The sequence below is a fragment of the Chloroflexota bacterium genome (assembly GCA_026706485.1).
GTDB lineage: Bacteria > Chloroflexota > UBA11872 > UBA11872 > UBA11872 > JAJECS01.
Genome location: JAPOYR010000010.1, coordinates 325,196 through 346,317 on the forward strand (window position 1 = coordinate 325,196; position 21,122 = coordinate 346,317).

Sequence of the window (21,122 nt, forward strand, 5' to 3'; positions counted from 1 at the left end):
CGATCGGCATCCGCCGCGACGTGGTCGTCAATCGAGGCGCTGGGAGAGTTGAGGCCGGCTCCGCGACGAGTCCTTCAATCGAGAGTCTCGGGAGATGACGTCAATGGCCTCGAACGTCGAGTCTCAGGCAAGGTCGATGACGATGCGGCAGTGGTCGCTTGGGCCCCAGTCGTCGGGACTGTTGAGGGCGCGGGCCCACACGCGGTCGGCGATGTTTTCGGTGGCGAAAACGTAGTCGGCTTGCGCCCAGGCCTGGGCAGGCGTTTCGACCATGGACTGGAACGTCACGACATTTCCACGATTGCCGTGGCGCCCCTTGAGATTGACTTTGCGAAAGCCCAGCGCCCGCATTCGGTCAAAGGCTGTCTGGAAGTGCAGCGCCTCCCGCTCATTCCAGATCGGAGTCGGATAAGTGCTCCAGCCTGGATGGATGGCCCAATCGCCCGCGGCAATGACGCGGCTCTGGCGCCCGACCAGTCGCGAGAGATCGGAGATCAGCCGATGCAGCGAGCCGATGGGCTCGCGACGACTCGGCGAGCCCGACTCGCGCGTGAATGCATTGGAGTACGGGGCCATGGAGACGACGATGAGGGACTCGTCCTCGTCAATCGGGCTCACGATCGCGGCGCCGAGCGTGCCCCACTCGCTCGTGTAGAAGTCGTGGCTGAAGGCATCGGCCATCGGCCCCGTCGCGATGAAGCTGGTGGAGACCCGCTCGGAGAGCCGGGCCACAACCGAGGGATAGCCCAAGGCGGCGTCTTCGCGCCCGGGCCAGAGCCTGTGGTCGTCCCAGAGCTTGTCGTCGACGTCGACGCGATGGCGGAGGTCGTCGGGCAGGCGTGAGGCTTCCTGCAAGAGCGCGATGTCAACCGCGTCCATCTCGACCAGCGCATCCCACGCCTTCCGCGAGTGCGCCATATTCCAGCAGACGATCCTCATTGAATGCGGCCGCCGCTCAGTTCAATCCTGCCGTCCGGCCTGCATGGTAGACGTGCCACGCCCGCCGAGACCACGTTTGGCCCGCGACTTGAGTGGCGTCGAGGGTGAGACTCGAACCTCCACAGCCCGGCCAGCCGCCTGACCACCTGCCTTCAGCGGACCGATCAAGTCACCGGCGCCCCGCAACCGCCGTTCCGAACGAGAGTGAGTTCTCTCGCAATGCGCGTGCTAGGTGCTTGGAATGAGGTGGCCGGTGACGCGTACATTGTAGTAATAGATACTATTTGGCTGGTCTGGACCGGTGCATCCAAGATTCAACGTAATATCGTCGCCGTATTGAAGACCAGATTCGTGATGCACCGCCTCTCCATTGATAAATAATGCAACGGAATTACGATCATAGATGAATCTCAAATGGAATCTCGCCCCGCCGACTACATCGTCGACTATATCCGGGTGTACGAAACGCTTCACAAATGTCCTGTCGCCCTCGTAATCGGCTCCCAATCGTACCCACGATATCGATTGGCGCGTATGGCGCATATAGTCATAGTATTCCCCGAAGACAATTATGTCGGCTCTCGCAAACGGCGTAACGGTGCCCTCGAATCGCAATCGCGCGAAAGACAACGCTGCGGGATTCAACCACACGTCCGCCGTGAGCTCAATAGACCCGCCTCGAACCGAAAGAGCCATCTCGCCATACCGCCCTTCGGCCACTGCGTCCCGTGGACACGCGATGCTCGCGCGCTCAAGCAGCGGGAAGCGGTCGAAGAGCGGGCGCACCGAACGCGCCGGGGCTACGCCACGCGCAATGTCATCCAGCCAGGCGCCCACCAGCACCTGAGCCTCTGTCGCCAAGAACAGCGAGTCGAGCCTGCGGATCTCGGGCGAGACGCTGGCCGCCATGCCCACCACGCGCCCCGCGGTGGTGGCGACTGGACCACCGCCGTTGCCGGCGTCGAGCACCGGGGCGAGGACGGCCGGCTGGCCAGGCTCCAGCAACCAGGCAATGAGCGGCGTCGCCGTCGGCTCCGAGCGACACTCCTCCGCTCGGCCTCCCGGCGCGCTCGTGGCGTCGTAGCCGATGGCCACAAGGCCGGTCGCTTGGGCCAGGTCCTCGGCTGAGCCCCATTCCACGGGAATGTGCCCGTCGCCTTCAACCTTGATGAGGGCAAAGTCCTGCTGGGCGTAGCCCGCGACGAACTCGGCGTTGGCGGTGTAGCCCCGCGGGCTCGTCACCACGAACGTGGCCGCGTCCAACGCCAGGTGCCAGGGGATGACCGCATAGCCGCTCGCAGTAACGACAAAGCCCGTCCCGCACGCCTGGTCCGTGGCGACGCGCAGCAGGGACAGCTCCACGAATCTGGCCACGTCTTCGGGCGTGACCCCATACGGGCCCCGGCGGCTCTCCAGCCCAAGCTCCAGCTGGTCGCCGACCGCGAGCGGCGCTTCCGGGCCAAAGGCCAGGTATTGCTGCCAGGCACGGTAGGGATAGCGGCTGTCGCGCAGGGTGTCGCCCAGCAACCGGAGCTGGACGGGCGCTGCGGGCGACTCGGGGTGGTATTCGAGCACCGCCGCCTGGAAGTACTGCCGAATGCGGCTGTCGGGCGGGCGGCCGGGGATGTGCAAGTCAGCGTCCTCATGATCGTCCGCGCGCGCATCGGTCTTGGGAAAGCCGAACGAGGCCACCCCGCCCAGCCGGTGGAAGAAGTCGGCGAAGCCGATGCTCTCGCCGTCCACTGAAAGGTTGGAGACCTTGTGGCCCCAGGGGCCGAGCGGCTCGCCGGGGTTGGGATTGGTCAGGTGCGGTTCGACGCCCTGGTCGATGGAGCCGCCGAGTCCACCGCCCAGATAGTCCCAGGCGAGCCGGCGCAGGAACGTGGGTTCGCCGCCGTCCGGCGGCGGCTGCCAGTCGATGACTCCGCGCTGGTAGTACTGCGTCAAAGTGCCCGGCCGCTCCTCCACGATGGCGGAGGTCGGGTAGCCCCAGCGTTCGATGCCGCCGGTCCGGGTGTAGTTCGCCAGGAAGTCGGCGCGAAATTTGGCGCCGTCGAGCAAGGTCCCGGCGATGTCCACCACGTTGTGTTCCAGGGGCTCGAAGAATTGGGTGCGCGCAACCTCCGCCGTCGCGAAGCCCGACTCGGCGCCGTGGGCGCCAGGCGGCACGGCCACCGCCCACAGCACCAGCGCGAGCAGCGGCACCGCGATGCGGGCTCGCTTCCACGACATTGGTGCGAGCGTTCTCAAGCCGCGGCCAGTGATTTGAGCGTTCACGCCCTGGCCGGACGCTCTCGGGTCGCGACCGCGTCGCTGTCGTGACGCCTGGGCCACATCGGGGCAACCGTCCACGTCCGCGTCACTTCAACCCAAACTATCAGGCCTCGATTGCGTCCTAACGTATCAGGCCGGTCTGGTACTAGCCTACCGGTGCGCTTCTGCCCCTGAGGTTCGGCGATCTGGGCAAACTATCGAGAGATACGGCGAACGCGGGCGCGGACGAAGGCGGGAATGCCCGCGGCTTCGCCAGGATCCTCGCCAGTCGATCGGGAACAGCCGGCATGGCTGCCGCGTTCCCGACGGCTCCGCAAATGGGCCAGACTCGCGGGTCCGAGCCGGCAAATCGTGGTGCCGAGGGCGGGACTCGAACCCACACAGCCCGGAGGCCACTAGCCCCTCAAGGTTTCGTCTACCTGGCGCGTTCTTCCCTGGTGTTCCCTTCTGTTCGTGCACTTGCCGGCGCCAACTCTGAGGCAAAGGCTAGTGCCCAACGTTCGACGATATGTCGTCGATCCGTCGCCAATCGGCGACATCTATATGTATCCCTCGGCACTGGATCTGGGGAGACGGACCGCCATGGTCGTGTGGCAGGCCAGTGCCAGTTGAGGGGACCTGATGCAGGCGCGACCGGCGTTCCCTTCATGTACTCGTTCCCTAGGCTGGTGTTGCGCCATTCCCGGCGGCTGAAACCACACGGGCGTATCGCACGCCCCTAGTGGCGGGACGCGGCGATCGATCTCGACGCGAGTCCCGGGGCGACATGGAATCAGCGCCAGCGCAATCATCTGGCCCATGGGGCCCTAGACCCGGAATTGCCGCTGCTGCGCATAGCGACGCGGCGTCGCCATCCACCTCAACGTAGGTCGAGGGCATCGTACTGGCGGTGCCCAGGGTCCTTCGCATCTCCTGGCATGCCCGGCGCAGAGCCGCTTGACGTCCTCAACGTCTACACGTAGCGTACGAATACCGAACAAATACCGAACAACTGGTGCTCGTGCAACGAACATCCCGTAGGGGTTTCATCTGCGGCCCCTTCACCCGAGAAGGGGCCAGAGGGTGCCATCCGTCTCAGCGCCGCCGCGGGCGTCGACCGGGCCTTGCTGAGCGGGGTTCTCGGCAAGTGCAGGGCAACGGCACCGCCCCCTGTTTCCCGCGCGTAAGGCCGCCAACCCCCGTGGGCAGTGCGCAAGCCTCCTGCTTCGGCCGGGTGGGCGCCAGCGTGACGGTCGCCACGGTGAGGTGTGATCGCTGCGGCGCCATGGCCAACCTGCCCGGCGGGCTGCTGCCACTTGGCTGGATGCGGACGCTGCGGCCGGAACGGCAGCCGCGCGTGATGTGCATTGATTGTGTGTGGACCGTCCATCACAAGGCAGCGCTCCTCGCCACTCGCAAGCATCGTCCCCTGCGGCCGACCGAGGTGCTTGAGCCGACCTATCGTGCGCTGCAGGCCCTTGGACCGATCACGGCCGCTCAGCTCGGCGAGGCGCTTGGGATCAAGGGAGAGACGGCCCGCGCGCGGGTGCGCCGACTGATCACGCGTCAATACGCACGGCAGGTGCCTGGCACATACCCCGCACAGTACGAAGCCGTCCAGACGTGAGCGGCTCCACGAGCCTTCGCCAGAGGGCTAAAGCGCAAGACGCGACCACTCCCGTGACCAGCTTGATTCCGGAGACCGTTGCAAGCTCGGCCGCCGTCGGCCGGCATCCAACGGTGCGGTCCACGAACCGCCTCACGCCTGAGCAAGAACTCATGCTCTCGATCTATGCGCGCGCCAAGCTTGACGCGGCTGGAGACGTGGGCTGGCGTTGGACCTCCCGCCGCGATCAGCTGCAAGCCGATGGCATCCGGTTCATGGACGACGTGCATGAATTGTTGGGGTATCCGCCAACCGTTGAGGTCTCGGACTTGTGCCTGGCCGTGGTTCGGATCTGCCAGCGGCGGCAGGCGCAAGCGCGCGCGAATCCGAGGTATCTGAGCGCATGCCGGCGTAGGCCCGGATAGCGTCCCCTTCTCCGTGCGACCACCACTGAACGTTATGTCAACGATGGATTTGGCGAGCCCTACACATAGCGTGTTGGACATGGCCATGCCGACCAGCGCCAGCGAGGTGCTCGTCTCCATGGCGAGGAAGGAGACCCAGCTTTTGGACCTGACCTGCGGCACGTTCCGTGCCGCGCTCAAGGCGGATAGCGACGGAACCGTGATCGACTGCGGGGCCATCACGGACCGGTTGGGCCTGTCGGCGCCAGCGTCGGAGTGCCGCTGATGGGCACGATCGCCGGCGCCCTCGACCGCATCGTGACGCTGCAACAAGGGTTGTCGATCACGACACCGATAGCAGCCTCCATCAGGGCGGCCTACAAGTACCCACCGGATCCCGCCACCGAGTTTCCCAAGACACCGTGCTTCGTCAACACCTGGACGTTTGACCGTGAGGAGCGCGGGGCAAGCCAGCGGCGGCTGTTCTACACCGTGCGGATGCAGTTGTTCGTCGCCAACGCGGACCCGGCCCGGGCCGCCGAGATTGCCACGGCGTTCCACGTGCAGTTGGGAAACAGTCTCGACGCGGACGTGACGTTGAACGGGGCGGTGACCGAGGCGTCGCGGCGGGGCGAGGATCCGACGCTGGTGCGGGCGGAATGGGCGAACCGCAGCTACGTGGGAACGGACGAGTTCGTGGATGTGGTGATCGTCGAGGCGCACACCTTTGCGCCTTAGGAGCAATCAACATGCAGCGATGCAACGGCGCGCCGGGAATGCTCAGCCAGGCGTGTCGGCACATGACGGAACGCATGAGAGGAACGGACCGCTTGGCGGCGTCCGCTCATGCCGAGCAGGGATTTCCCACACCAGCCTGACAAGCCGCCGGCCACGAAGCGCCGGGGCGGGGCATCAACGAGGTCGGCCACGCCGACACGGGAGGATTAGCGCATGAGCAGCGGAATTCGCGCGCTCACCAAGATTCAGGTCGGCAAGGAAGCAACCCGCGGCACCGCCGTCGCCGCGACGCGGCGGGTACCCATGCGGCAAGCGCTCTACAGGCGCCAGCTGCAGCAGGAGCGGCTGGAGGGACTGATCACCGGCCAACTGGCGCGCGTGGTCAACGCCCCCGTCGCCACGCGCCACGGCACGGAGTTCGAGGTGCAGGACTGGCTGAACTTCGACGACGTGCTACTGCCGCTGCTGTCGGGCATGAAGGGCGCCGTCACGCCGACCGAGCCCGGCACGGGCGAGTCGCGGCTCTGGACCTTCACCCCGCCGGTGGCCGGCGACCCGGTGCCGGACACGTTCACGCTCGAGTTCGAGGAAGGCAGCCCAACGGCCACCGCCGGCATGGAAGCCGCCTACGGCTTCACGACCGAGATCGAGATCACGGCCACCGAGGACGGCCTGCCCGAGCTGCGCTACGTGATGATGGCCCGCAAGACCACGGACGGCGCGGCGACCGCGTCCCTGTCCGCGGGGTCGCCGGCCTATGCGGCGAACTCGCGCTGGGCCGTCTCGATCGACGGCGCCTGGGCGACCCTGGGCACCACGCCGATCACCGGCCAGGTTTACGGCCTGACATGGCGGTTCAGCGGCCACGTGCGGCCGGCGTACTACTTCGACAACCGGGCGGATCTCGACTTCTCGAACTACGAGGTCGGCATCCGCCAGGCGGAGTTGATGTTCGACGTGGTGCATGACCCGGCCAGCGGCAAGCTGGTGCAGACGGAGGAGGCGGCCCGCGACAACGGCACCCTGCGGGCGGTGCGGGTCCAGCTCAACGGGTCCGCGTTCAAGAGTCCGGATGACGGACTGCATCGGTTCATCCGCATCGACGGAGCCTACTACCACGCCGAGGACAGCCTGCAAGAGCGCGGGCGGGAGCGCGACGGGTTGCTGATCACCAGCGTGCACCTGCTGTCGGCCTACGAGTCGACGCAGGCGCAGGACATCCAGGTGGCGGTGCAGAACAGCCTCGCCAGCTACCCCTAAGCAGGCACCGAACACGGAAAAGACCCGCGTCGACGTGCGCCCCAACCCGTTTGGCCCCCTGCGACAAGCTCAGGGCCGACGGGTTGGGGCGCGGCCCGCGGGCTATGCAGCGGTCGCCGCGGCGACCGCACGGAGAAGGAGCGCCGGACGATGGCGTTGATCGATCACGAATCAGGTCACACATGGGACATTCCCCATGAGCCGGGCGCATGGATGCGCCTGCGCCCGCTGACCTGGCTGGAGGCGGCGGCCGCCGACGCGGAAGGCGCGCGCCAGGCCATGCAGTCGGCGGTGAAGTCACTGGACGGGGCGTCGAAGGATTTCCTCGCCACCATCACGCCGGCGCAGGCCGACGCCGCCGAGCGCCAGGCGCGCCGCCAGCGCGAGCGGCAGCCCTATGCGCAGCGGATGGACCAGCGCGTGACGCTGGAGTCCGGGATCGTCGGCTGGTCGTATGCCGATGCGGTGACGCCGGAAAGCGTGGCGCGGCTCGACCCGGAGACGGCGCGCGCGGCCTTCCTGGAGATCGTGCGGCTGTCCACGATCGGCACCGACGAGGGGGAAGCCTCCGCGCCGCGCTTGAACGGTTCTACCACGGGCACGGCGCCTTCCCCGACGGATGGAGCGACCTCTATCTCGCCCGTTACCTCGGCGTGAGCTGGCTGGAACTCCAGCGCATGCCGGCGCGCGTGGTGCAGTTCTACGCCATCCAGCTGGCGGCGGAATCCAGCGTGGCCGCGGCCCAACGCCGCGCCGCCCAGCGCGACCACTCGCGGGCCGGCCGCTAGCCCCACGATGTAGGGGCCACGCAACGCAGGACGCCCGGAGCCCGCGCGGCGTGCCGCGCGGGCTCTGGCTTATTTGCCGAGGCATCGCCCAGGTGGGTTGAGCGATGAATCGCCGTCTACAGCTTGTGGGATCAATTGGAGTGCCGCTGGGCGCCATTGCCCTGGCGGCCGTCGCCTTGGTCGTAGCCATGGGCTTGCAGCAACAGCTCGCCGACGCCACCGCGCGGGTGGACAACTCGAGGCTATCGCCGCGCGCATTCCCGAACTGGAGGCCATCGCCGCCCGCATACCCCGAGCGGGAGGGCGCCGCCACCGGCGCCGCGGCCCTGGAGCCGCGCGTGCGCGCTCTCGAAGACGCCCCCGCGGCATCGCTTGACGCGGTCCATCCCATGCTCAGCGCCCAGGGTTCCGCCTGGTGGACGCCGAAGGCGAAGAGCGCGGTGCTGCGGATGTTCGATGACCGCGGCACGTCCCAGGTATTCGTCGGCGTGACCACCGATGGACCCGAGCTCACGGTCAAGGCTCCGGGCCCGGACACGAACGACGCCGGCGCCTCGCTCAGGATCACCGAAAGCGGCCTGCCGCACCTTGGCATGGTGGACCGGGCCGGGCGCCCGCGCGCGGCCCTGGGCCTCGTCTCCACGAGCAACGACGGCGGCCCCGGTCTCGTCTTCCTGAACTCGCGGGAAACACAGCGACTGGCCATCGGGTCGGGCGACGCCGGACCGCAGGTCTTTCTCTACGACGCGAACAAAGCGCCGCGCATCCGCTTGGGCTATACGACGAGTGGGCCAACCGTCGCCCTCCACAACGCGAGCGACGCGGAGCGCCTGAGTCTGGAACTCAACGAGGCGGGCGCGGGCATCGCCATCAACGATGTCGCCGGGGAGACGCGCACCGGCCTGGTCGTCACCGCCTCGGGCTCATCGTTGGTCTTTCTCGATGCGCACGGCGCGACGCGCACAAACCTGGGCAGCGACGAGGCCGGGCGGAGCCGGCCACGGCCATAGCCGACGACCGGTGGACCGCGACGCGCTCACCAGCGTTCTCGAACGGTGCGACTGCAAACCGAACATCGACTGCGGCTTTGGCTGAGGCACGCGATCGCCTGGATCCCATAACAACCAATGGCCGTTCGACGGGCCGCTGAGGACGCACGCGGCAAGCACCAAGATTCGTCGAGCAAAGGCTCGGATTTCACGAATTCCGGAACATCGTGGTCATCATCAGTGCCCAGCCATTATGTCAACGTGGGTTTTGGCGAGCCCGATACGTAGGTGATAGGCAGATCAGGAAAACGCCCTGGTGTACAGGTGCTTGATGCGGCCTGACACGGTGGATCTGAGAAACGCGCAGGCCGCCACGCGCGTACGTGCTCTGTAGTACGCTCGGCCTATGCATAAAGATCCACTCTGGCTCAAGCAGGTCGGGCCGCGCCGAGATCCCCGCAGCGATCCGGATCCGGGGTGGATGGCCTCCAAGAACGAGGATGCTCGCGCCGTACGTTGGTTCGTGGCCGCTGCTGTGGGCTATACGCTTTTCTCGCTGTTCACGGGATCGCTGGAAGAGGAAACACGAGGAAGGATCCTCATCGTGACCGTTGCGGTCATCCTGACCGCTCATTGGCTGATTCCGCGAGTCCGCCGAATCCTGACCCGTTGGCGTGACCGACGTGCCGTGGCAGACGCATCTCCGTCCCACATGCTCGGGACGCATGCCCACGGTCCGGATGTCGATCAGGCGCGCGCCGGTGACCAGCACCCGCGCAGCCGCACAGCCATCGAACAGTTCGACCACATCCGACCGCAACCGTATCGCTGACACACGCTCGCGTTCGAGGGGCTCAGGCGGCTCGCCCTCCTCCTAGCGAACCAGCCCTGCCGGCCTGAGCATCAACGGCTCGGCTCCTGCGCGCACAGCCGATCCAGCACGCCCAGCCCCAATGGGTCTCACGGCGCCTCGCTCTGACGCATACGCGAACATTATGTCGATGTGGGCTTTAGCGAGCCCTACACGTAGGGTGCGCGTCGATCGGTAGCCGTCCGAGTGGTTCAGCCGCGTCAAGGCTTTAGCGGCAGCCGTGTATCCTCACTACATGGACCCACGATGGCGTGACGACATTGGCCCAAGCGGATCGTCGCTGAACCACCCGAAGTTCAAACGGCCTTGGGGGTTCCAGCGGCGCTATCCGACTTGGCAGTGGGGTGCCGTCCTTTTTCTAATATTCGTCGTCCATCCCGTGACTGTTCTCGCAACAGGCTCTCTAGGCTGGGGCGTAGGGATCTACTTCGCAGGGATCGGCCTGTTTATCTTGGCCAGATACCTCATCGGTCGTCGGGAACGGTCGGCCCGATCCACACGACGCGAGCAGGACTCCCTGTCCCCGACCCGGCAGACGGCGACACATCGGCCGGACCGTTCCCTGCAAGACGAACGCGATCGCCTCGCCGCCGAGAATGCCCGACTCAAGGCGCGTCTGCGGCAAAGAGAACGCAGCGAATAATCCCGGCCTGACCACGACTAGTCGCCGATAGCTCGACGGCGCATCGGAGGTCCAGCGTCTTTTCTGCGAAGGTCCTCGAAGGCGCGGAGCCCTACTTGCAGTGACTACATGACTATCTGGCAAAGGCCCAACGCGCGATAGCTGTTGATGTGATGAGGTTCGGCGCCGTACCACACCAGCAGGACGCAAGAGTGCTTGCTACCGCTAAACGCTACGCCGTCTGCAGGTGAGGCCTTGTTATGTCAACGAGGGTTTCCACCGTCCCTACACGCAGGGTGCCCGTAGATCGGTAGCCGTCCGAGTGGTCCGGCCGCGTGCAAAAGCTGCTGCGGCTGTGCGGTATTCTCTCCCTATGGACCCAGATCCTTTCCGTGGCCTTGGGCCACCCAGGCTCCCTGCAGCTGGCCATGCGGCAAGGGATGAACGGCCTGCGGGTACACGGCGCCGGGGTGCGCCATACACCTCCAGTGCGCCGCGCGGCTTTTGGGCTAGGCGCTGGGAAAAGGCGTTCCATCTGGGAATCTTTCTCGCTCCGTTCTACGCCCTCCTTAGCGCCTCCTCGGACACGCCCCACTGGTACATAGTTGCTGGTTTCTGGGCCGGCTTGTGCGCGCTGCTCTGGCTTACCCTGCGGTCCATCCGGCTGCGGCTCCACCACCGTCTGCGCGACCACCTTGCGAGCGCCATTTCGCGCGTGAGAGATCGCATCTAGCAAGCGACAGATACCGACCCCGGAGGTCGAGGCGAGCGGCGCCTCTCCCTAACTTCCCCACGCTGATCGCCACGATTCCCCAAGCATCTCTCCCATGCTGTCAACATTATGTAAATGTGGGTTTCGGCAAGCCCTATACGTAAGGTCTGCCTGGGTCGGTCGTGATCCATGCGCCAGGACGCTCGGGTCATACCGACATCGTGGAATTGAGAAGTGGCCTTGAGAAACGCGGGTCCGTGCCGGACGTGCCACTAAAGGAAATTCGCAGATGGATGAGGACGAGATTCGGGAATTACTGGGTCTGGGCATAGGGACTGGTATCGAGACCATATTAGGGCTGGCTGCTGGGGGAGTTGCCGGCCTTCCCGGCATCATTGCGATGGCCGCCACTACGACGGCGTATAAGCACATGGCCGAAGAAGCCGCAATTGAGGCCGAGAATCGCGCACACACCTTCAAGGTACTTGCTGACGCCGGTCGAGCAGAAAGGGACCCGGAGTTCACGCCACCGGCGTCACTTCCTGATCCCTCCACGGTTCTCAGAAACTTCGAAGAGATTTTTAGCGGAAGTGTCGCAATAGGGCTTGACTACGCTGATCGCGAGTCAGTGGATTTTATGCCGCAAAAAGACGCGTCACTTGCCGCGCAAGCAATGAACATGGGACCGGAGGAGTTTCTGCGGTGGACAACGATGGCACGACCAGTGGCGTACGGGAGCAACCGTGATCCTGGGGAAGTAATCACGGACATGACCAAGATCTGGTCGGGGCCCGGGCAGGAGCTTGATGTTGCTGCACGCGCCGTCGACGTGATCACTGACGACCTAGATGCCCTGGACCGAATGGCACTCGGCGCGAACCACCCAGCGATGCGGGCCATCCTGAACGAGGCTCAGAACTACGCCCCCTATACGAGTGGGTTTAACCAACCGTTCGCCGAAGTGGACGGCCCGTGGGCTGATTACAGAAAGCAGGGCCAAGTCCCACGCCAGACTGACGAGGGCCTCGCCCGCGGCGCCTGGAGCCTCGAGCAGAGCATGGCCGACACGCGGGATTGGACCTCAGGCTTGCCGGCCACTACAGGCACCGGCCCTGAGTGGTCGCAAGGCGCCGGGCCGATATGGGACCCGGCGTACGGAGTCCCGTTCTGGACCTCAGGCTTGCCGGACGCTACAGGCGCCGGCCCTGAGTGGTCGCAAGACGCCGGGCCAATGTGGGACCCGTTTTATGAAGGCCCGGGCTCGCAGCTAGGGCAGGTTGCCGACGAGTTGCAGGATTTTCAGAACACGGCCGGCGGCGAATTGAACACGATGGGCAACGAACTCGAGCACACCGCCAATTCCGCGCTCCGCATGCAGGACGCCGTCGGCGGGGCGAGCTTCGAGCTGTGGGAGCTGGAGCACCCGCTGCTGCAGATCCGTGACGTCGCGATCAATCTCGCCGACACCATGGGGAGCGGCTACGGCGGCGATGGCGTGACCGGCGCCATGGACCATGCCGGATTCGCTGCCGACGGCCTCGCCCTCAGCACCGGCACCGCCGAGCAGGCGCTGCTGGCGGCCGGCCTGACCGGCGACTCGACCACCCAGGTGCTCGACCTGATGCGCCGGGCGGGCCTCGATCCCGCCACCAGCGCCTGGGGCGAGCTCGCCGCGGCCGTGCACGTGTGGGGCGACGCCACCGACACCGAGGTCGACCGCGTGATTGGGCGCCTCGGCGAGCTGGCCAGAGTCCAAGGCGGCGGCGGGCCCGGCTCGGGGGGCTCGGGAAGCTCGGGGGGCGGCTCCGCACAGGCAGCCCTGAGCCAACTTATGTCGCTGGCCTACCGCGTCGCCGTGGAACGCGCCGACATGGGCGATCTCAACCCGCAGCACCGAGCCCACGAGCTCGGCAAGGTTCTGGGCCAGCTCGGCGCCCCCGGCTCGGTTGCGGAAAAGCTGGCGCTGCTGCGGCTGTTCTTCGCCGGCAGCGCGCACGGCCTTTCCTTCGGGCTGGGGCCCTCGGCCAGCTCGCTGGGCTTCGACATCCCGCAGTTCGCCGGCGGCGGCACCGTGCCCGGTCCGCTGGGCGCGCCGCAGCTGATCTTGGCCCACGGCGGCGAGCACATCGTGCCCCACCGGGCCACGGGCAGCCCCACCATCATCCGCATCGAGCTGGACCGCGAGGTCCTGAGCCAGGCGGTGCTCGGCGACCTGCTGCGGCTGCAAGGCCGCGAAGTCACCCTGGGGCTCAGCTAACCATGGCCCCTGCATTGCCCACGATGCGCGTGCTGATCGACTTCACCAACGACTGGAACCACACGCCGCCGGAATTCACTGAACTCCAGGCCGTGACGCACGAGCTGCAGATTCGCCGCGGTCGCCAGTTCGAGCGCGACGCGGTGCAGTCCGGACGTCTCACCCTCACGCTCGACAACGCCGCCGGCGACCTCTGGCCGGACACATCCGGTGGCATGCCAACCCGGCAGATCCGCCCCGGCTTGCAGACCCGTGTGGAGGCGGTGTGGCAGAACGTGGTCTACCCCCTGTTCACCGGCTTCATCGAGTCCTGGGAACCATCGGTGACCCCCGGCCAATCCATCGTGACCGTGACGGCCTATGACGGCCTGAAGCTGCTGGCCACCCGCCAGCTCGAGACGGCGGGCTTTGTCCAGGGTCTGTCGGGAGCCCGCATCGGGCAGATTCTGGATGACATCGACTGGCCCGCAGGCGCGCGGCAGCTCGACGCGGGGCAGATGACGGTGACGGCGAGCGGCGCCCTGGACCGGGTGGCGGCCCGCGAGCACCTCAACCAGGTGCTCACCGCGGAGCAGGGCTATGCCTTCATCGACGGGGCCGGCCGGTTCGCCTTCCACGACCGCGCCGCCCGCACGGTGGGCGGCGCCGCCCACGCCGTCTTCGGTCCCGCGACTCGCGGCGCCGTGCCCGCCTTGCCCTTCGCCGATCCGGTCTTCGAGATGACGGACGTGCGCGTGGTCAACGATGCCAGCGTGACCCGCACCGGCGGCACGCCCCAAACCGCCGAGAACGAGACGTCGCAAGACTCCTACGGCGTGCGCTCCGAGACCCTGAACAACCTGCCGCTCACCAGCGACCTCGAGGCTCGCAGTCTGGCCCAGTACCGCGTGAGCCAGTGGGCCGAGCCGGGGATGCGGCTGCGGGCCATCACCCTGCGGCCGGAGGCGAATCCCGCCGCCATGTTTCCCCAGGCGCTGGGCCGCGAGATCGGCGACCGCGTGACCGTGCGCTGGCCGCCGGCGGGGATCGACGCCGACTTCTACATCGAGGGCATCCAGCACCGGCGCCGCGCCCACACGGGCTGGACCACCCAGTGGTGGCTCTCGCCCACCTCGGCCCTGACGTACTGGCGGCTGGGAATCGTGGGCGCGTCGGAGCTGGGCCAAACGACCCGCTTGTCGTTCTAGAGGAGTTGTTCATGATTGCCGGAGATCGCATCAGCACCGCGTCGGACCAGGCGCGCGTATCGGTCGAGGACTACCTGCAAACGGCGGCGGAGCAGCTGCGGCTCGAGCCGCCGCGCGCGCCGGCCGTGGAGCTGGACCCGCCGCTGATGGCGCACATCGCCTTCGGCGGCTGGCAGGTGGGCTGCCCCTGGTGCCCGAACGAGCAGCTGCACGAGCCGGGCGCGGGGGTGACCTATTGCCTCAATCCCGAATGCCCGCGGCCCCACGGCGACCGCTGGCTCGCCGTGGTGGACCCACCGGCGGCCGACATCGCCGCCGCCGAGGAACTCCTGGTCGCGAGGGTCGAGGAGGTGGTGGACACCCGCAACGGCCAGCCCGCCCTGGGTCCCGACGGCCGGCCGATCCTGCGGGCGATGACCGAACGCCGGCACTGGCTCCCCGACCGCGGCGAGACGATCGACATGCTGCGCCGCGAAAACCACGCCCACGGATTCGCTACGACATTTCCTGGAGGTTCCCATGGCCTGGATTAGCCCTGTTTCGCGCGCCACCGGCTTTCTCGTCACCGCCGCGCGCTGGAACCAAGACGTCGTCGACAACGGGGTCGACCTCAATGATCGGGTGACAAGCTTGGAGGCCGGTGGCGGCCCCATCACCACGGCCAAGCTGGCCGACAGCGCGGTCACCAGTGCGAAGCTGGGCTCTAGTGCCGTGACCAGTGCGAAGCTCGCGAACGGCGCGGTCACCGGCGATAAGCTCGCCGCGAGTTTGCTCAGTTACGACGCGATCGGGAGCTACATGCTCGCCCGGCAGGTTTCCGCGGGGGCCACCAACGCCCCGGGCAGCACACGGGCGGGGTCGAGCCTCAACCCGTCGGCGTCCAGCGGCCTGTCATCGTCGGCCCATGTCAGCGGCACCTGGCGGTGCATGGGCTATTCCACGGACGGCGGCGGTGACTTTAGTCCGTGGGACGACGGCGTGACGCTGTGGGTGAGGATTAGCTGATGGCGCTGCCCCGTGGCGTGCGCAACGCCGAGCGACTTTCGGACGGCCGGATCGATTGCGAGATCAATCACCCCGTGCATGGGTGGATTCCGACGACGGCCGACGCGGACGACCCGGATAGCCGCAAGCTGCACGCGGCGATCCTGGCGAGTGGCGAATCGCTGCCGGAGCGCTCCGTGGGCCCCGCGCTGGACCGTGCGCAGGTGCGCGAGGAGTTGCAGGCGCGGCTGCGGCGCCAATGGCTGGAGCAGGCGTTCAGGTCGGCCAAGGCCGACGAGCTGGCGGCCATCGACGCCGCGGTGGCCGCGGCCACGACGCCGCAGGCTCTCGCGGCCCTGCTCGACGCGTAGCCGCGGCCCGGTGGCATCCACGACATTTCCTGGAGGTTTCCATGGCCTGGATTAGCCCCGTTTCCCGCGCCACCGGCTATCTCGTCACCGCCGCGCGCTGGAACCAAGACGTCGTCGACAACGGGATCGACCTCAACCAGCGGCTCAATAGCTTGTCGGCCGATGGCGCGATCACCACGAACCGGCTGGCCGACGGCGCCGTGACCGCCGACAAACTGGCCGACGCTGCTATCCGTCGCATCCATGTGAGCGACAACGCGCCTACGGCCTCTGACGGGGCGGTGGACGACCTGTGGATAACGCGCTGACCTATGTGGCCAATCGCATCTAAGGGCACTGAAGGATGGGACGACGTGGCGCAACTGTTTGAAAAGACCGCGGAAGGGTGGCAAGAAATCCTGCCGGATGCGCTCGACTTCTACACGGGCGTCCAAACGTCGGGGCTGACCTGGAATGGGACGCACTACGCCATCGCCAGCACCAGCCGCCTGTACATGTTCGACCGCAGCGGGCGCCGCGTGCCGTCTGCTGATGTCGTCGTCCCCTCGGGAGCGTTCAGCGTCCAAGTGAGGCGCATCGTCCAAGGTTTAACGTGGGACAAAACCAATTCCCTCTACTGGCTGCTCACGGAGAGCACCCCAGACGCCAGTGGGAACGAAGCGAACGTGAGGCGTTCGGATCTCGTGTCGCTGTCGCCAACAGGCACATTGGGAACGAAGCGCAACCTCAGTTCAGGGTCCGGCCAACGCTGGGGAGCGGTGATCTGGGCCAGTGATCTGCTGAATGTGGTTCGAACTGATGGGCAGGTGCGGCGTTGGACCACGGCGCAGCCGCCAGTGGCGTCTGGATCGACCATCAACTTGCCCAGTGGCCCGGACAACATCGCCGGCGGCGTGTTCGTGAATTCGAAGTTCCTGGTGGCGGACTCTAGAGACTTGATGATGTACGGGTTCACAGACAGATGGGAGCGGTCGTCCGCCGACGACTTCGACCTCACCGACGTGCCCGGCGAGGAGGCCCGGCGCAACACCAACCCAGCCGGCGTCTCGTGGGATGGGCGGTTCGTGCGGGTAGCTGACAACAACTACTTCCGCCGCAAGGTGTTCACATACGGTCTCGACGGAACTTACCTTGGAGCGGCGTGAGCGGTCGGCGGCCGACTCAGGTTCCGCGCACGCACAGGATGGCGGGAGTGGTCGCCTCAGAGCAAAAGCACTCAGTCCCTATGGGTCCTGGCAGGCCGTGATCGACAACGACTACACCGCCTCAAAGCTCTGGATGGGCGGCAGCGGGTTGCTGGTGTCGTGATGCCCACCGAATCTCGAACGTCGCTGAATGGCAATGGTCACCTGCTGGCGCGGATCGACGAACGGACGCTGCAGCTGCTCCGCGAGATCGCGCACCTCCGCGCCGACCTCGCCGCGCACGAGGCCCACGTGCACGAGGCCTATGTCACGCGGACCGAGTTCCGCCCCGTCCGGGCCGTAGTCTATGGGCTGGTGGGCCTGACCCTCACCAGCGTGGGCGGCGGCGTACTCGCGTTGGTGCTGCGATGAGAGTCGGTCTGCATTGGCCCAATCCGGACCGGCAGTATCCCGACGGCACGCCCTTCGTGGAGCTGTGCTATCTGCACGGTCGGGCTGCCGATGATCCGCATCATCCGGGCCCGGCCATGCGGCGCGTCGAGCGCCTGGCGGGACGGCATCCGGCCAGCTCGATCCTGTTGCGCGTGGACTGGCGGCAGGGGCAGTCCTATCCGGAGACTGGCGACGAGGTCGAGGCGTACGTCGCCGGCCTGCGGGAGTTGCACCGGCTGCGCCATCTGGGTGACCGTTTGATCCTCCAGCCGGGCAACGAGCCGCAACTCGAGAGCGCGAGCGGCTGGCGCAGCGTCGACCGAGCAACGCTGGCCTTCGTCGCGCAGTGCCGGAAGACGTTGCCCGAGGCGCGGCTGGCGAGCGTTCCGGTGGCCACCTTTCACCCAAACCGTCTAGGCGCCCCGGCCGGGATCTCGCCGGAGGGATCGCCGTGGGCCGATCTGGACTACGTGCAACTGGATGCCTGGCGACGAGTGGCTGGGCCGCCAGACGTGCTAAGCGTTCACGTCTACGGCAATCCACGGTTGACGGTGACTGACGACCTGCAGACCCGCCATGAGCTGGGTTGGCGATTCGGGCTGAACGTGGCCGAGACCTGGGCCGAGACTCACCGCGCGCTGGGGCTCGACCATCTCCCCGTCTGGATCACCGAATACAACACGGCGGCGCGTGGCACCGACCCGCCGAATCGGCCCGCGCACAACTACCGCACGGGATGGCTCCAAGAATCCATGCGCGCCGTCGCGACGGCGTTGCCGCAAGCTGCGGCATGTTGTTGGTTCATCGGGCAGAAGCGTGGCGGCCATTGGGGGGACTTCGCGCCGGAGGCCAACGCGGATCTCGCTCGCGATCTCGACGCGACGGTGGGGACCCGAATCGCCGTACTGGACGAGGGGCCGGCGCCGGCGCCCGTCGTTGGACAGACGCCACAAGAAACTCTCGCGTCACCACGTGCGCTCGTGCCACCCCTCGACGGCACGATCCGGGTCACGGATGTGTTTGACACGGACCGCGGCCGCTACCGGCACGGCGGCCTGGACATCGCTCTCGCATATCGCTCGGTGTACCGCCAGCCGGTGAAGGCGCCGGCGGCAGGGACGATCACGGCAGTCTGGACGACCGACCACCCGAGCACGCGTGATCCCTCCCAGCGCGACGGCTGGCCGTACGGCAATGCGGTAGCCATGCAGGACACCAGCGGTGTGCTCTGGCGCTTCCTGCACTTCGACGAGACACCGGCGCCAGCCATCGGGGACCGCGTGGAGCCCGGCCAGACTCTGGGTCGTTGCGATTCGACCGGGAACAGCACCGGGCACCACGTGCATATGGATGCGTCGCCGGGCGGAGTGGTCGACCCGGAGACGTTCCGCGTGAAGGGGCCGCGGATCGACCCGCTGCGCCTGTACGCCGACGCCTACGCGCGGGAGGTTGGCTATGACCCAGCGGTCTTCCGACGGCAAGTCACGGTGGAAAGCGGCTGGAACCCGCAGGCGATCAGCACGGCGGGAGCGGAGGGGATCGCGCAGATCATTCCGCGCTGGCATCCAGCGATGCGGGGGAAGACGTTCGACCCGTTCGCGTCGCTGGAATATGCCGCCCGGCTCATGGCGGCGCACCTGGACCACCGCGGCGGCAACTACCGCGAGGCCCTGGCGGACTACAACACGGGCCGCAATTCCAACGGCGGCTTCCGGGCTCAGGGCTACCGCTACGCGGATCACGTGCTGGAAGGAGTGGACATGGCCAGTACTCAGGAACTCGAAGCGTTGCGTAAGGACCGCGACGCCAACCACACCCGCAAGATGGCCGCGCTAGGGCAGCTTGGCACGGTTATCCAGGCGGCGCGGCGAGCCGGTGAAGACGCGTTCCGCCCGGAGGATTGGCAACGGGTCATGACCGCTGAGCGGTTCTATCACGACCCAGAGGCGGCATAAGGAGACGACAGGATGGAAACCTACAGCATGAGATGGGGTGTCGTGCGGCGCTTCGCGCGCGTGGTCGCTGCCGCCTTCGTGGCGGGCGGCGTACCTGGGGCTGTGGTTGCGGTCCAGAGCCCCGAGGTGTACGAGCTCGGGACGCAACTCCTCGGCGCGGCCGGCGTGGCCGTAGCCGCAGGCGCGCTGGCGGCCCTGGATAAGTCAGTTCGGGCACGGTTTGGATCGTGGTCGGGGGTGTTCACGGCCGGACTAGCGGTACTGGCTACACACCGGCGAGACACCTGACAGGAGCGGGACCTCCACCGAAACTGGGGGGCTCAGCGCCGGGGCTTTCGTGTGGTGCCGAGACCGTCGCCTGGGACGCCGTGCCGGATCAATCCGCCCGTCTGATGGGACGCGGGGCCGCGATGGGCCCTGCGCGGTCGGGTAGACCGGGCGGATGCGCGCTTCCAGCCGCGCCCACGGCAGCAGCACGTCCATGCGCCGCAGAAAGCGCTCCCGCCGCGTCTGGCGCGGCTGTCCGTCATACTCCACATCGGCAAATGAGCGCTGGGGATGCATCGAGGCCCTCACCGGCGATCGGTCACCCCTGAGCATAGGCCCTGCCGACGGGCCGCGACCCGCGATTAAATCAGAGGTTTCCTAGCCCCTCAAGGCTGTGGCGGGTGACGTTGAATCGTTGACATGCAAGCGTGCTCTTGCCTATCGTAGGCCGCAGACATGCAAACGAACACTTGCCTTAGGCTGGTCGTGTGGACGTATATCGCGCGATCGCTGACCCAACCAGGCGAGCCATCCTGGATGAGCTCGTCGACCGGTCGGGGCAATCGCTCTTCGAGATTTGCGCACGCCTGACCATGAAACACGGCATCAACTCCTCACGGCAGGCGATCACGCAACACTTGGACGTCCTGGAGGCCGCCGGGCTGATTCGCACGAGGCGCGAGGGGCGATCGAAGCTCCATTGGTTTGTGGGCGGCCCGCTGAAGGCCATCGCGGAGCGTTGGCCGATCTCGACTGACGAAAGGGGATTGGAACGATGAGGATCAACCTGGCCGGCGTCTTCGTGGACGACCAACAGAAGGCGCTTCGCTTCTACACGGAAACGCTTGGCTTCCAGGTCAAGCACAACATTCCCTTGGGCGAGTACGCCTGGATTACGGTGGTATCCGCGGAAGACCCGGAGGGGACGGAGTTTCTGCTCGAGCCTGATGCCCATCCCGCGGTCCGCCCGTTCGTGGAGGCGCTTGTGGCGGACGGCATCCCCAGTACCTCCTTCGCGGTCGACGACGTGCAAGCCGAACACGATCGTCTCGTGGAAAAAGGTGTGCGCTTCGTACAGCCGCCAACCGACCTCGGGACAGTCGTTACGGCGATATTCGACGATACATGCGGCAACTTGATCCAGATCCAAGAGGAGAAACCTCAACCGTAACGATCTTGAGCAGTCCCACCAGCCCCGTGGGACGTGGCCGGTCGCCGATCGCAACGTGTCGCGCCCAAGAACGGAAGCCACGACTTGACGGTTGCCAGGAGGTCGAGCGCCTGCTTGGCTCAACTCACCAGCGGATCACGGTGCCGAGGGCGGGACTCGAACCCGCACAGC

23 protein-coding genes and 1 pseudogene are annotated in these 21,122 nt (G+C 66.7%); 21 read left to right on the forward strand and 3 right to left on the reverse strand.

Annotation, left to right across the window (positions count from 1 at the left end):
* Positions 1 to 123: 123 nt before the first annotated feature.
* Positions 124 to 939 carry a hypothetical protein gene (locus OXG79_09065; protein ID MCY3783921.1) on the reverse strand — a complete coding sequence of 272 codons (816 nt, stop codon included), beginning with the start codon at positions 937 to 939 and terminating at the stop codon, positions 124 to 126.
* Between the two features lie 228 nt (positions 940 to 1,167).
* Positions 1,168 to 3,171, reverse strand: coding sequence for a serine protease (locus tag OXG79_09070; GenBank protein MCY3783922.1), 2,004 nt, complete (start codon positions 3,169 to 3,171; stop codon positions 1,168 to 1,170).
* 1,306 nt (positions 3,172 to 4,477) lie between these two features.
* On the opposite strand from OXG79_09070, the gene OXG79_09075 reads away from it, so the two are divergent.
* The 19 genes from OXG79_09075 to OXG79_09165 all read left to right on the forward strand — a co-directional run bounded on the left by OXG79_09075 (position 4,478) and on the right by OXG79_09165 (position 19,801).
* Positions 4,478 to 4,819, forward strand: coding sequence for an AsnC family protein (locus tag OXG79_09075; protein ID MCY3783923.1), 342 nt, complete (start codon positions 4,478 to 4,480; stop codon positions 4,817 to 4,819).
* Between the two features lie 53 nt (positions 4,820 to 4,872).
* A complete protein-coding gene (locus OXG79_09080; protein ID MCY3783924.1) occupies positions 4,873 to 5,223 on the forward strand; it encodes a hypothetical protein in 351 nt (116 codons plus the stop codon).
* 79 nt (positions 5,224 to 5,302) lie between these two features.
* Entirely contained in the window at positions 5,303 to 5,488 is a 186-nt protein-coding gene (locus OXG79_09085) for a hypothetical protein (GenBank protein MCY3783925.1), read from the forward strand.
* Positions 5,488 to 5,940, forward strand: a complete 453-nt coding sequence (locus OXG79_09090) for a hypothetical protein (protein MCY3783926.1) — start codon at positions 5,488 to 5,490, stop codon at positions 5,938 to 5,940. The genes OXG79_09085 and OXG79_09090 overlap by 1 nt, the downstream gene beginning before the upstream one ends.
* Before the next feature lie 213 nt (positions 5,941 to 6,153).
* On the forward strand, positions 6,154 to 7,200 hold the full coding sequence (locus OXG79_09095; protein ID MCY3783927.1) for a hypothetical protein: 1,047 nt from the start codon (positions 6,154 to 6,156) through the stop codon (positions 7,198 to 7,200).
* 150 nt (positions 7,201 to 7,350) lie between these two features.
* A complete protein-coding gene (locus OXG79_09100; GenBank protein ID MCY3783928.1) occupies positions 7,351 to 7,857 on the forward strand; it encodes a hypothetical protein in 507 nt (168 codons plus the stop codon).
* Complete coding sequence (locus OXG79_09105) at positions 7,854 to 7,988, forward strand: hypothetical protein (GenBank protein MCY3783929.1); 135 nt, start codon at positions 7,854 to 7,856, stop codon at positions 7,986 to 7,988. Before OXG79_09100 ends, OXG79_09105 begins: the two co-directional genes overlap by 4 nt.
* Before the next feature lie 104 nt (positions 7,989 to 8,092).
* On the forward strand, positions 8,093 to 8,998 hold the full coding sequence (locus OXG79_09110) for a hypothetical protein (GenBank protein ID MCY3783930.1): 906 nt from the start codon (positions 8,093 to 8,095) through the stop codon (positions 8,996 to 8,998).
* Between the two features lie 385 nt (positions 8,999 to 9,383).
* A complete protein-coding gene (locus tag OXG79_09115; protein ID MCY3783931.1) occupies positions 9,384 to 9,809 on the forward strand; it encodes a hypothetical protein in 426 nt (141 codons plus the stop codon).
* A 2,142-nt stretch (positions 9,810 to 11,951) separates the two neighbouring features.
* Positions 11,952 to 13,439: a hypothetical protein gene (locus OXG79_09120; GenBank protein ID MCY3783932.1), complete on the forward strand. Its 1,488-nt coding sequence runs from the start codon at positions 11,952 to 11,954 to the stop codon at positions 13,437 to 13,439.
* A gap of 2 nt (positions 13,440 to 13,441) precedes the next feature.
* A complete protein-coding gene (locus OXG79_09125; GenBank protein ID MCY3783933.1) occupies positions 13,442 to 14,626 on the forward strand; it encodes a hypothetical protein in 1,185 nt (394 codons plus the stop codon).
* Positions 14,627 to 14,637: 11 nt separating this feature from the next.
* Entirely contained in the window at positions 14,638 to 15,159 is a 522-nt protein-coding gene (locus tag OXG79_09130; protein MCY3783934.1) for a hypothetical protein, read from the forward strand.
* Positions 15,146 to 15,631, forward strand: a complete 486-nt coding sequence (locus OXG79_09135; protein MCY3783935.1) for a hypothetical protein — start codon at positions 15,146 to 15,148, stop codon at positions 15,629 to 15,631. The genes OXG79_09130 and OXG79_09135 overlap by 14 nt, the downstream gene beginning before the upstream one ends.
* Complete coding sequence (locus OXG79_09140; protein ID MCY3783936.1) at positions 15,631 to 15,981, forward strand: hypothetical protein; 351 nt, start codon at positions 15,631 to 15,633, stop codon at positions 15,979 to 15,981. The genes OXG79_09135 and OXG79_09140 overlap by 1 nt, the downstream gene beginning before the upstream one ends.
* 41 nt (positions 15,982 to 16,022) lie before the next feature.
* Positions 16,023 to 16,289 carry a hypothetical protein gene (locus tag OXG79_09145; GenBank protein ID MCY3783937.1) on the forward strand — a complete coding sequence of 89 codons (267 nt, stop codon included), beginning with the start codon at positions 16,023 to 16,025 and terminating at the stop codon, positions 16,287 to 16,289.
* A 45-nt stretch (positions 16,290 to 16,334) separates the two neighbouring features.
* Entirely contained in the window at positions 16,335 to 17,126 is a 792-nt protein-coding gene (locus tag OXG79_09150) for a hypothetical protein (protein MCY3783938.1), read from the forward strand.
* Positions 17,127 to 17,288: 162 nt separating this feature from the next.
* A complete protein-coding gene (locus OXG79_09155) occupies positions 17,289 to 17,537 on the forward strand; it encodes a hypothetical protein (GenBank protein ID MCY3783939.1) in 249 nt (82 codons plus the stop codon).
* The gene (locus OXG79_09160) at positions 17,534 to 19,513 is read left to right on the forward strand and encodes a transglycosylase SLT domain-containing protein (GenBank protein ID MCY3783940.1); all 1,980 of its coding nucleotides are present in this window, start codon (positions 17,534 to 17,536) and stop codon (positions 19,511 to 19,513) included. Before OXG79_09155 ends, OXG79_09160 begins: the two co-directional genes overlap by 4 nt.
* Before the next feature lie 27 nt (positions 19,514 to 19,540).
* Complete coding sequence (locus OXG79_09165) at positions 19,541 to 19,801, forward strand: hypothetical protein (protein ID MCY3783941.1); 261 nt, start codon at positions 19,541 to 19,543, stop codon at positions 19,799 to 19,801.
* A 132-nt stretch (positions 19,802 to 19,933) separates the two neighbouring features.
* On the opposite strand, the pseudogene OXG79_09170 reads toward OXG79_09165, so the two are convergent.
* A pseudogene (locus tag OXG79_09170) lies at positions 19,934 to 20,077 on the reverse strand (IS5/IS1182 family transposase).
* A 191-nt stretch (positions 20,078 to 20,268) separates the two neighbouring features.
* Between OXG79_09170 and OXG79_09175 the strand changes: the two are divergent.
* On the forward strand, positions 20,269 to 20,559 hold the full coding sequence (locus tag OXG79_09175; protein ID MCY3783942.1) for a helix-turn-helix domain-containing protein: 291 nt from the start codon (positions 20,269 to 20,271) through the stop codon (positions 20,557 to 20,559).
* Complete coding sequence (locus tag OXG79_09180) at positions 20,556 to 20,951, forward strand: VOC family protein (protein ID MCY3783943.1); 396 nt, start codon at positions 20,556 to 20,558, stop codon at positions 20,949 to 20,951. The genes OXG79_09175 and OXG79_09180 overlap by 4 nt, the downstream gene beginning before the upstream one ends.
* Positions 20,952 to 21,122 lie beyond the last annotated feature (171 nt).

What these genes read in the sequence shown, in the direction of transcription:
- OXG79_09065 (MCY3783921.1), bottom strand. Translation starts at nt 939, where the DNA reads ATGAGGATCGTCTGCTGGAATATGGCGCACTCGCGGAAGGCGTGGGAT.
- OXG79_09070 (MCY3783922.1), bottom strand. Translation starts at nt 3,171, where the DNA reads ATGTCGTGGAAGCGAGCCCGCATCGCGGTGCCGCTGCTCGCGCTGGTG.
- OXG79_09075 (MCY3783923.1), top strand. Translation starts at nt 4,478, where the DNA reads ATGGCCAACCTGCCCGGCGGGCTGCTGCCACTTGGCTGGATGCGGACG.
- OXG79_09085 (MCY3783925.1), top strand. Translation starts at nt 5,303, where the DNA reads ATGGCCATGCCGACCAGCGCCAGCGAGGTGCTCGTCTCCATGGCGAGG.
- OXG79_09090 (MCY3783926.1), top strand. Translation starts at nt 5,488, where the DNA reads ATGGGCACGATCGCCGGCGCCCTCGACCGCATCGTGACGCTGCAACAA.
- OXG79_09095 (MCY3783927.1), top strand. Translation starts at nt 6,154, where the DNA reads ATGAGCAGCGGAATTCGCGCGCTCACCAAGATTCAGGTCGGCAAGGAA.
- OXG79_09100 (MCY3783928.1), top strand. Translation starts at nt 7,351, where the DNA reads ATGGCGTTGATCGATCACGAATCAGGTCACACATGGGACATTCCCCAT.
- OXG79_09110 (MCY3783930.1), top strand. Translation starts at nt 8,093, where the DNA reads ATGAATCGCCGTCTACAGCTTGTGGGATCAATTGGAGTGCCGCTGGGC.
- OXG79_09115 (MCY3783931.1), top strand. Translation starts at nt 9,384, where the DNA reads ATGCATAAAGATCCACTCTGGCTCAAGCAGGTCGGGCCGCGCCGAGAT.
- OXG79_09120 (MCY3783932.1), top strand. Translation starts at nt 11,952, where the DNA reads ATGACCAAGATCTGGTCGGGGCCCGGGCAGGAGCTTGATGTTGCTGCA.
- OXG79_09125 (MCY3783933.1), top strand. Translation starts at nt 13,442, where the DNA reads ATGGCCCCTGCATTGCCCACGATGCGCGTGCTGATCGACTTCACCAAC.
- OXG79_09130 (MCY3783934.1), top strand. Translation starts at nt 14,638, where the DNA reads ATGATTGCCGGAGATCGCATCAGCACCGCGTCGGACCAGGCGCGCGTA.
- OXG79_09135 (MCY3783935.1), top strand. Translation starts at nt 15,146, where the DNA reads ATGGCCTGGATTAGCCCTGTTTCGCGCGCCACCGGCTTTCTCGTCACC.
- OXG79_09140 (MCY3783936.1), top strand. Translation starts at nt 15,631, where the DNA reads ATGGCGCTGCCCCGTGGCGTGCGCAACGCCGAGCGACTTTCGGACGGC.
- OXG79_09145 (MCY3783937.1), top strand. Translation starts at nt 16,023, where the DNA reads ATGGCCTGGATTAGCCCCGTTTCCCGCGCCACCGGCTATCTCGTCACC.
- OXG79_09155 (MCY3783939.1), top strand. Translation starts at nt 17,289, where the DNA reads ATGCCCACCGAATCTCGAACGTCGCTGAATGGCAATGGTCACCTGCTG.
- OXG79_09160 (MCY3783940.1), top strand. Translation starts at nt 17,534, where the DNA reads ATGAGAGTCGGTCTGCATTGGCCCAATCCGGACCGGCAGTATCCCGAC.
- OXG79_09165 (MCY3783941.1), top strand. Translation starts at nt 19,541, where the DNA reads ATGAGATGGGGTGTCGTGCGGCGCTTCGCGCGCGTGGTCGCTGCCGCC.
- OXG79_09180 (MCY3783943.1), top strand. Translation starts at nt 20,556, where the DNA reads ATGAGGATCAACCTGGCCGGCGTCTTCGTGGACGACCAACAGAAGGCG.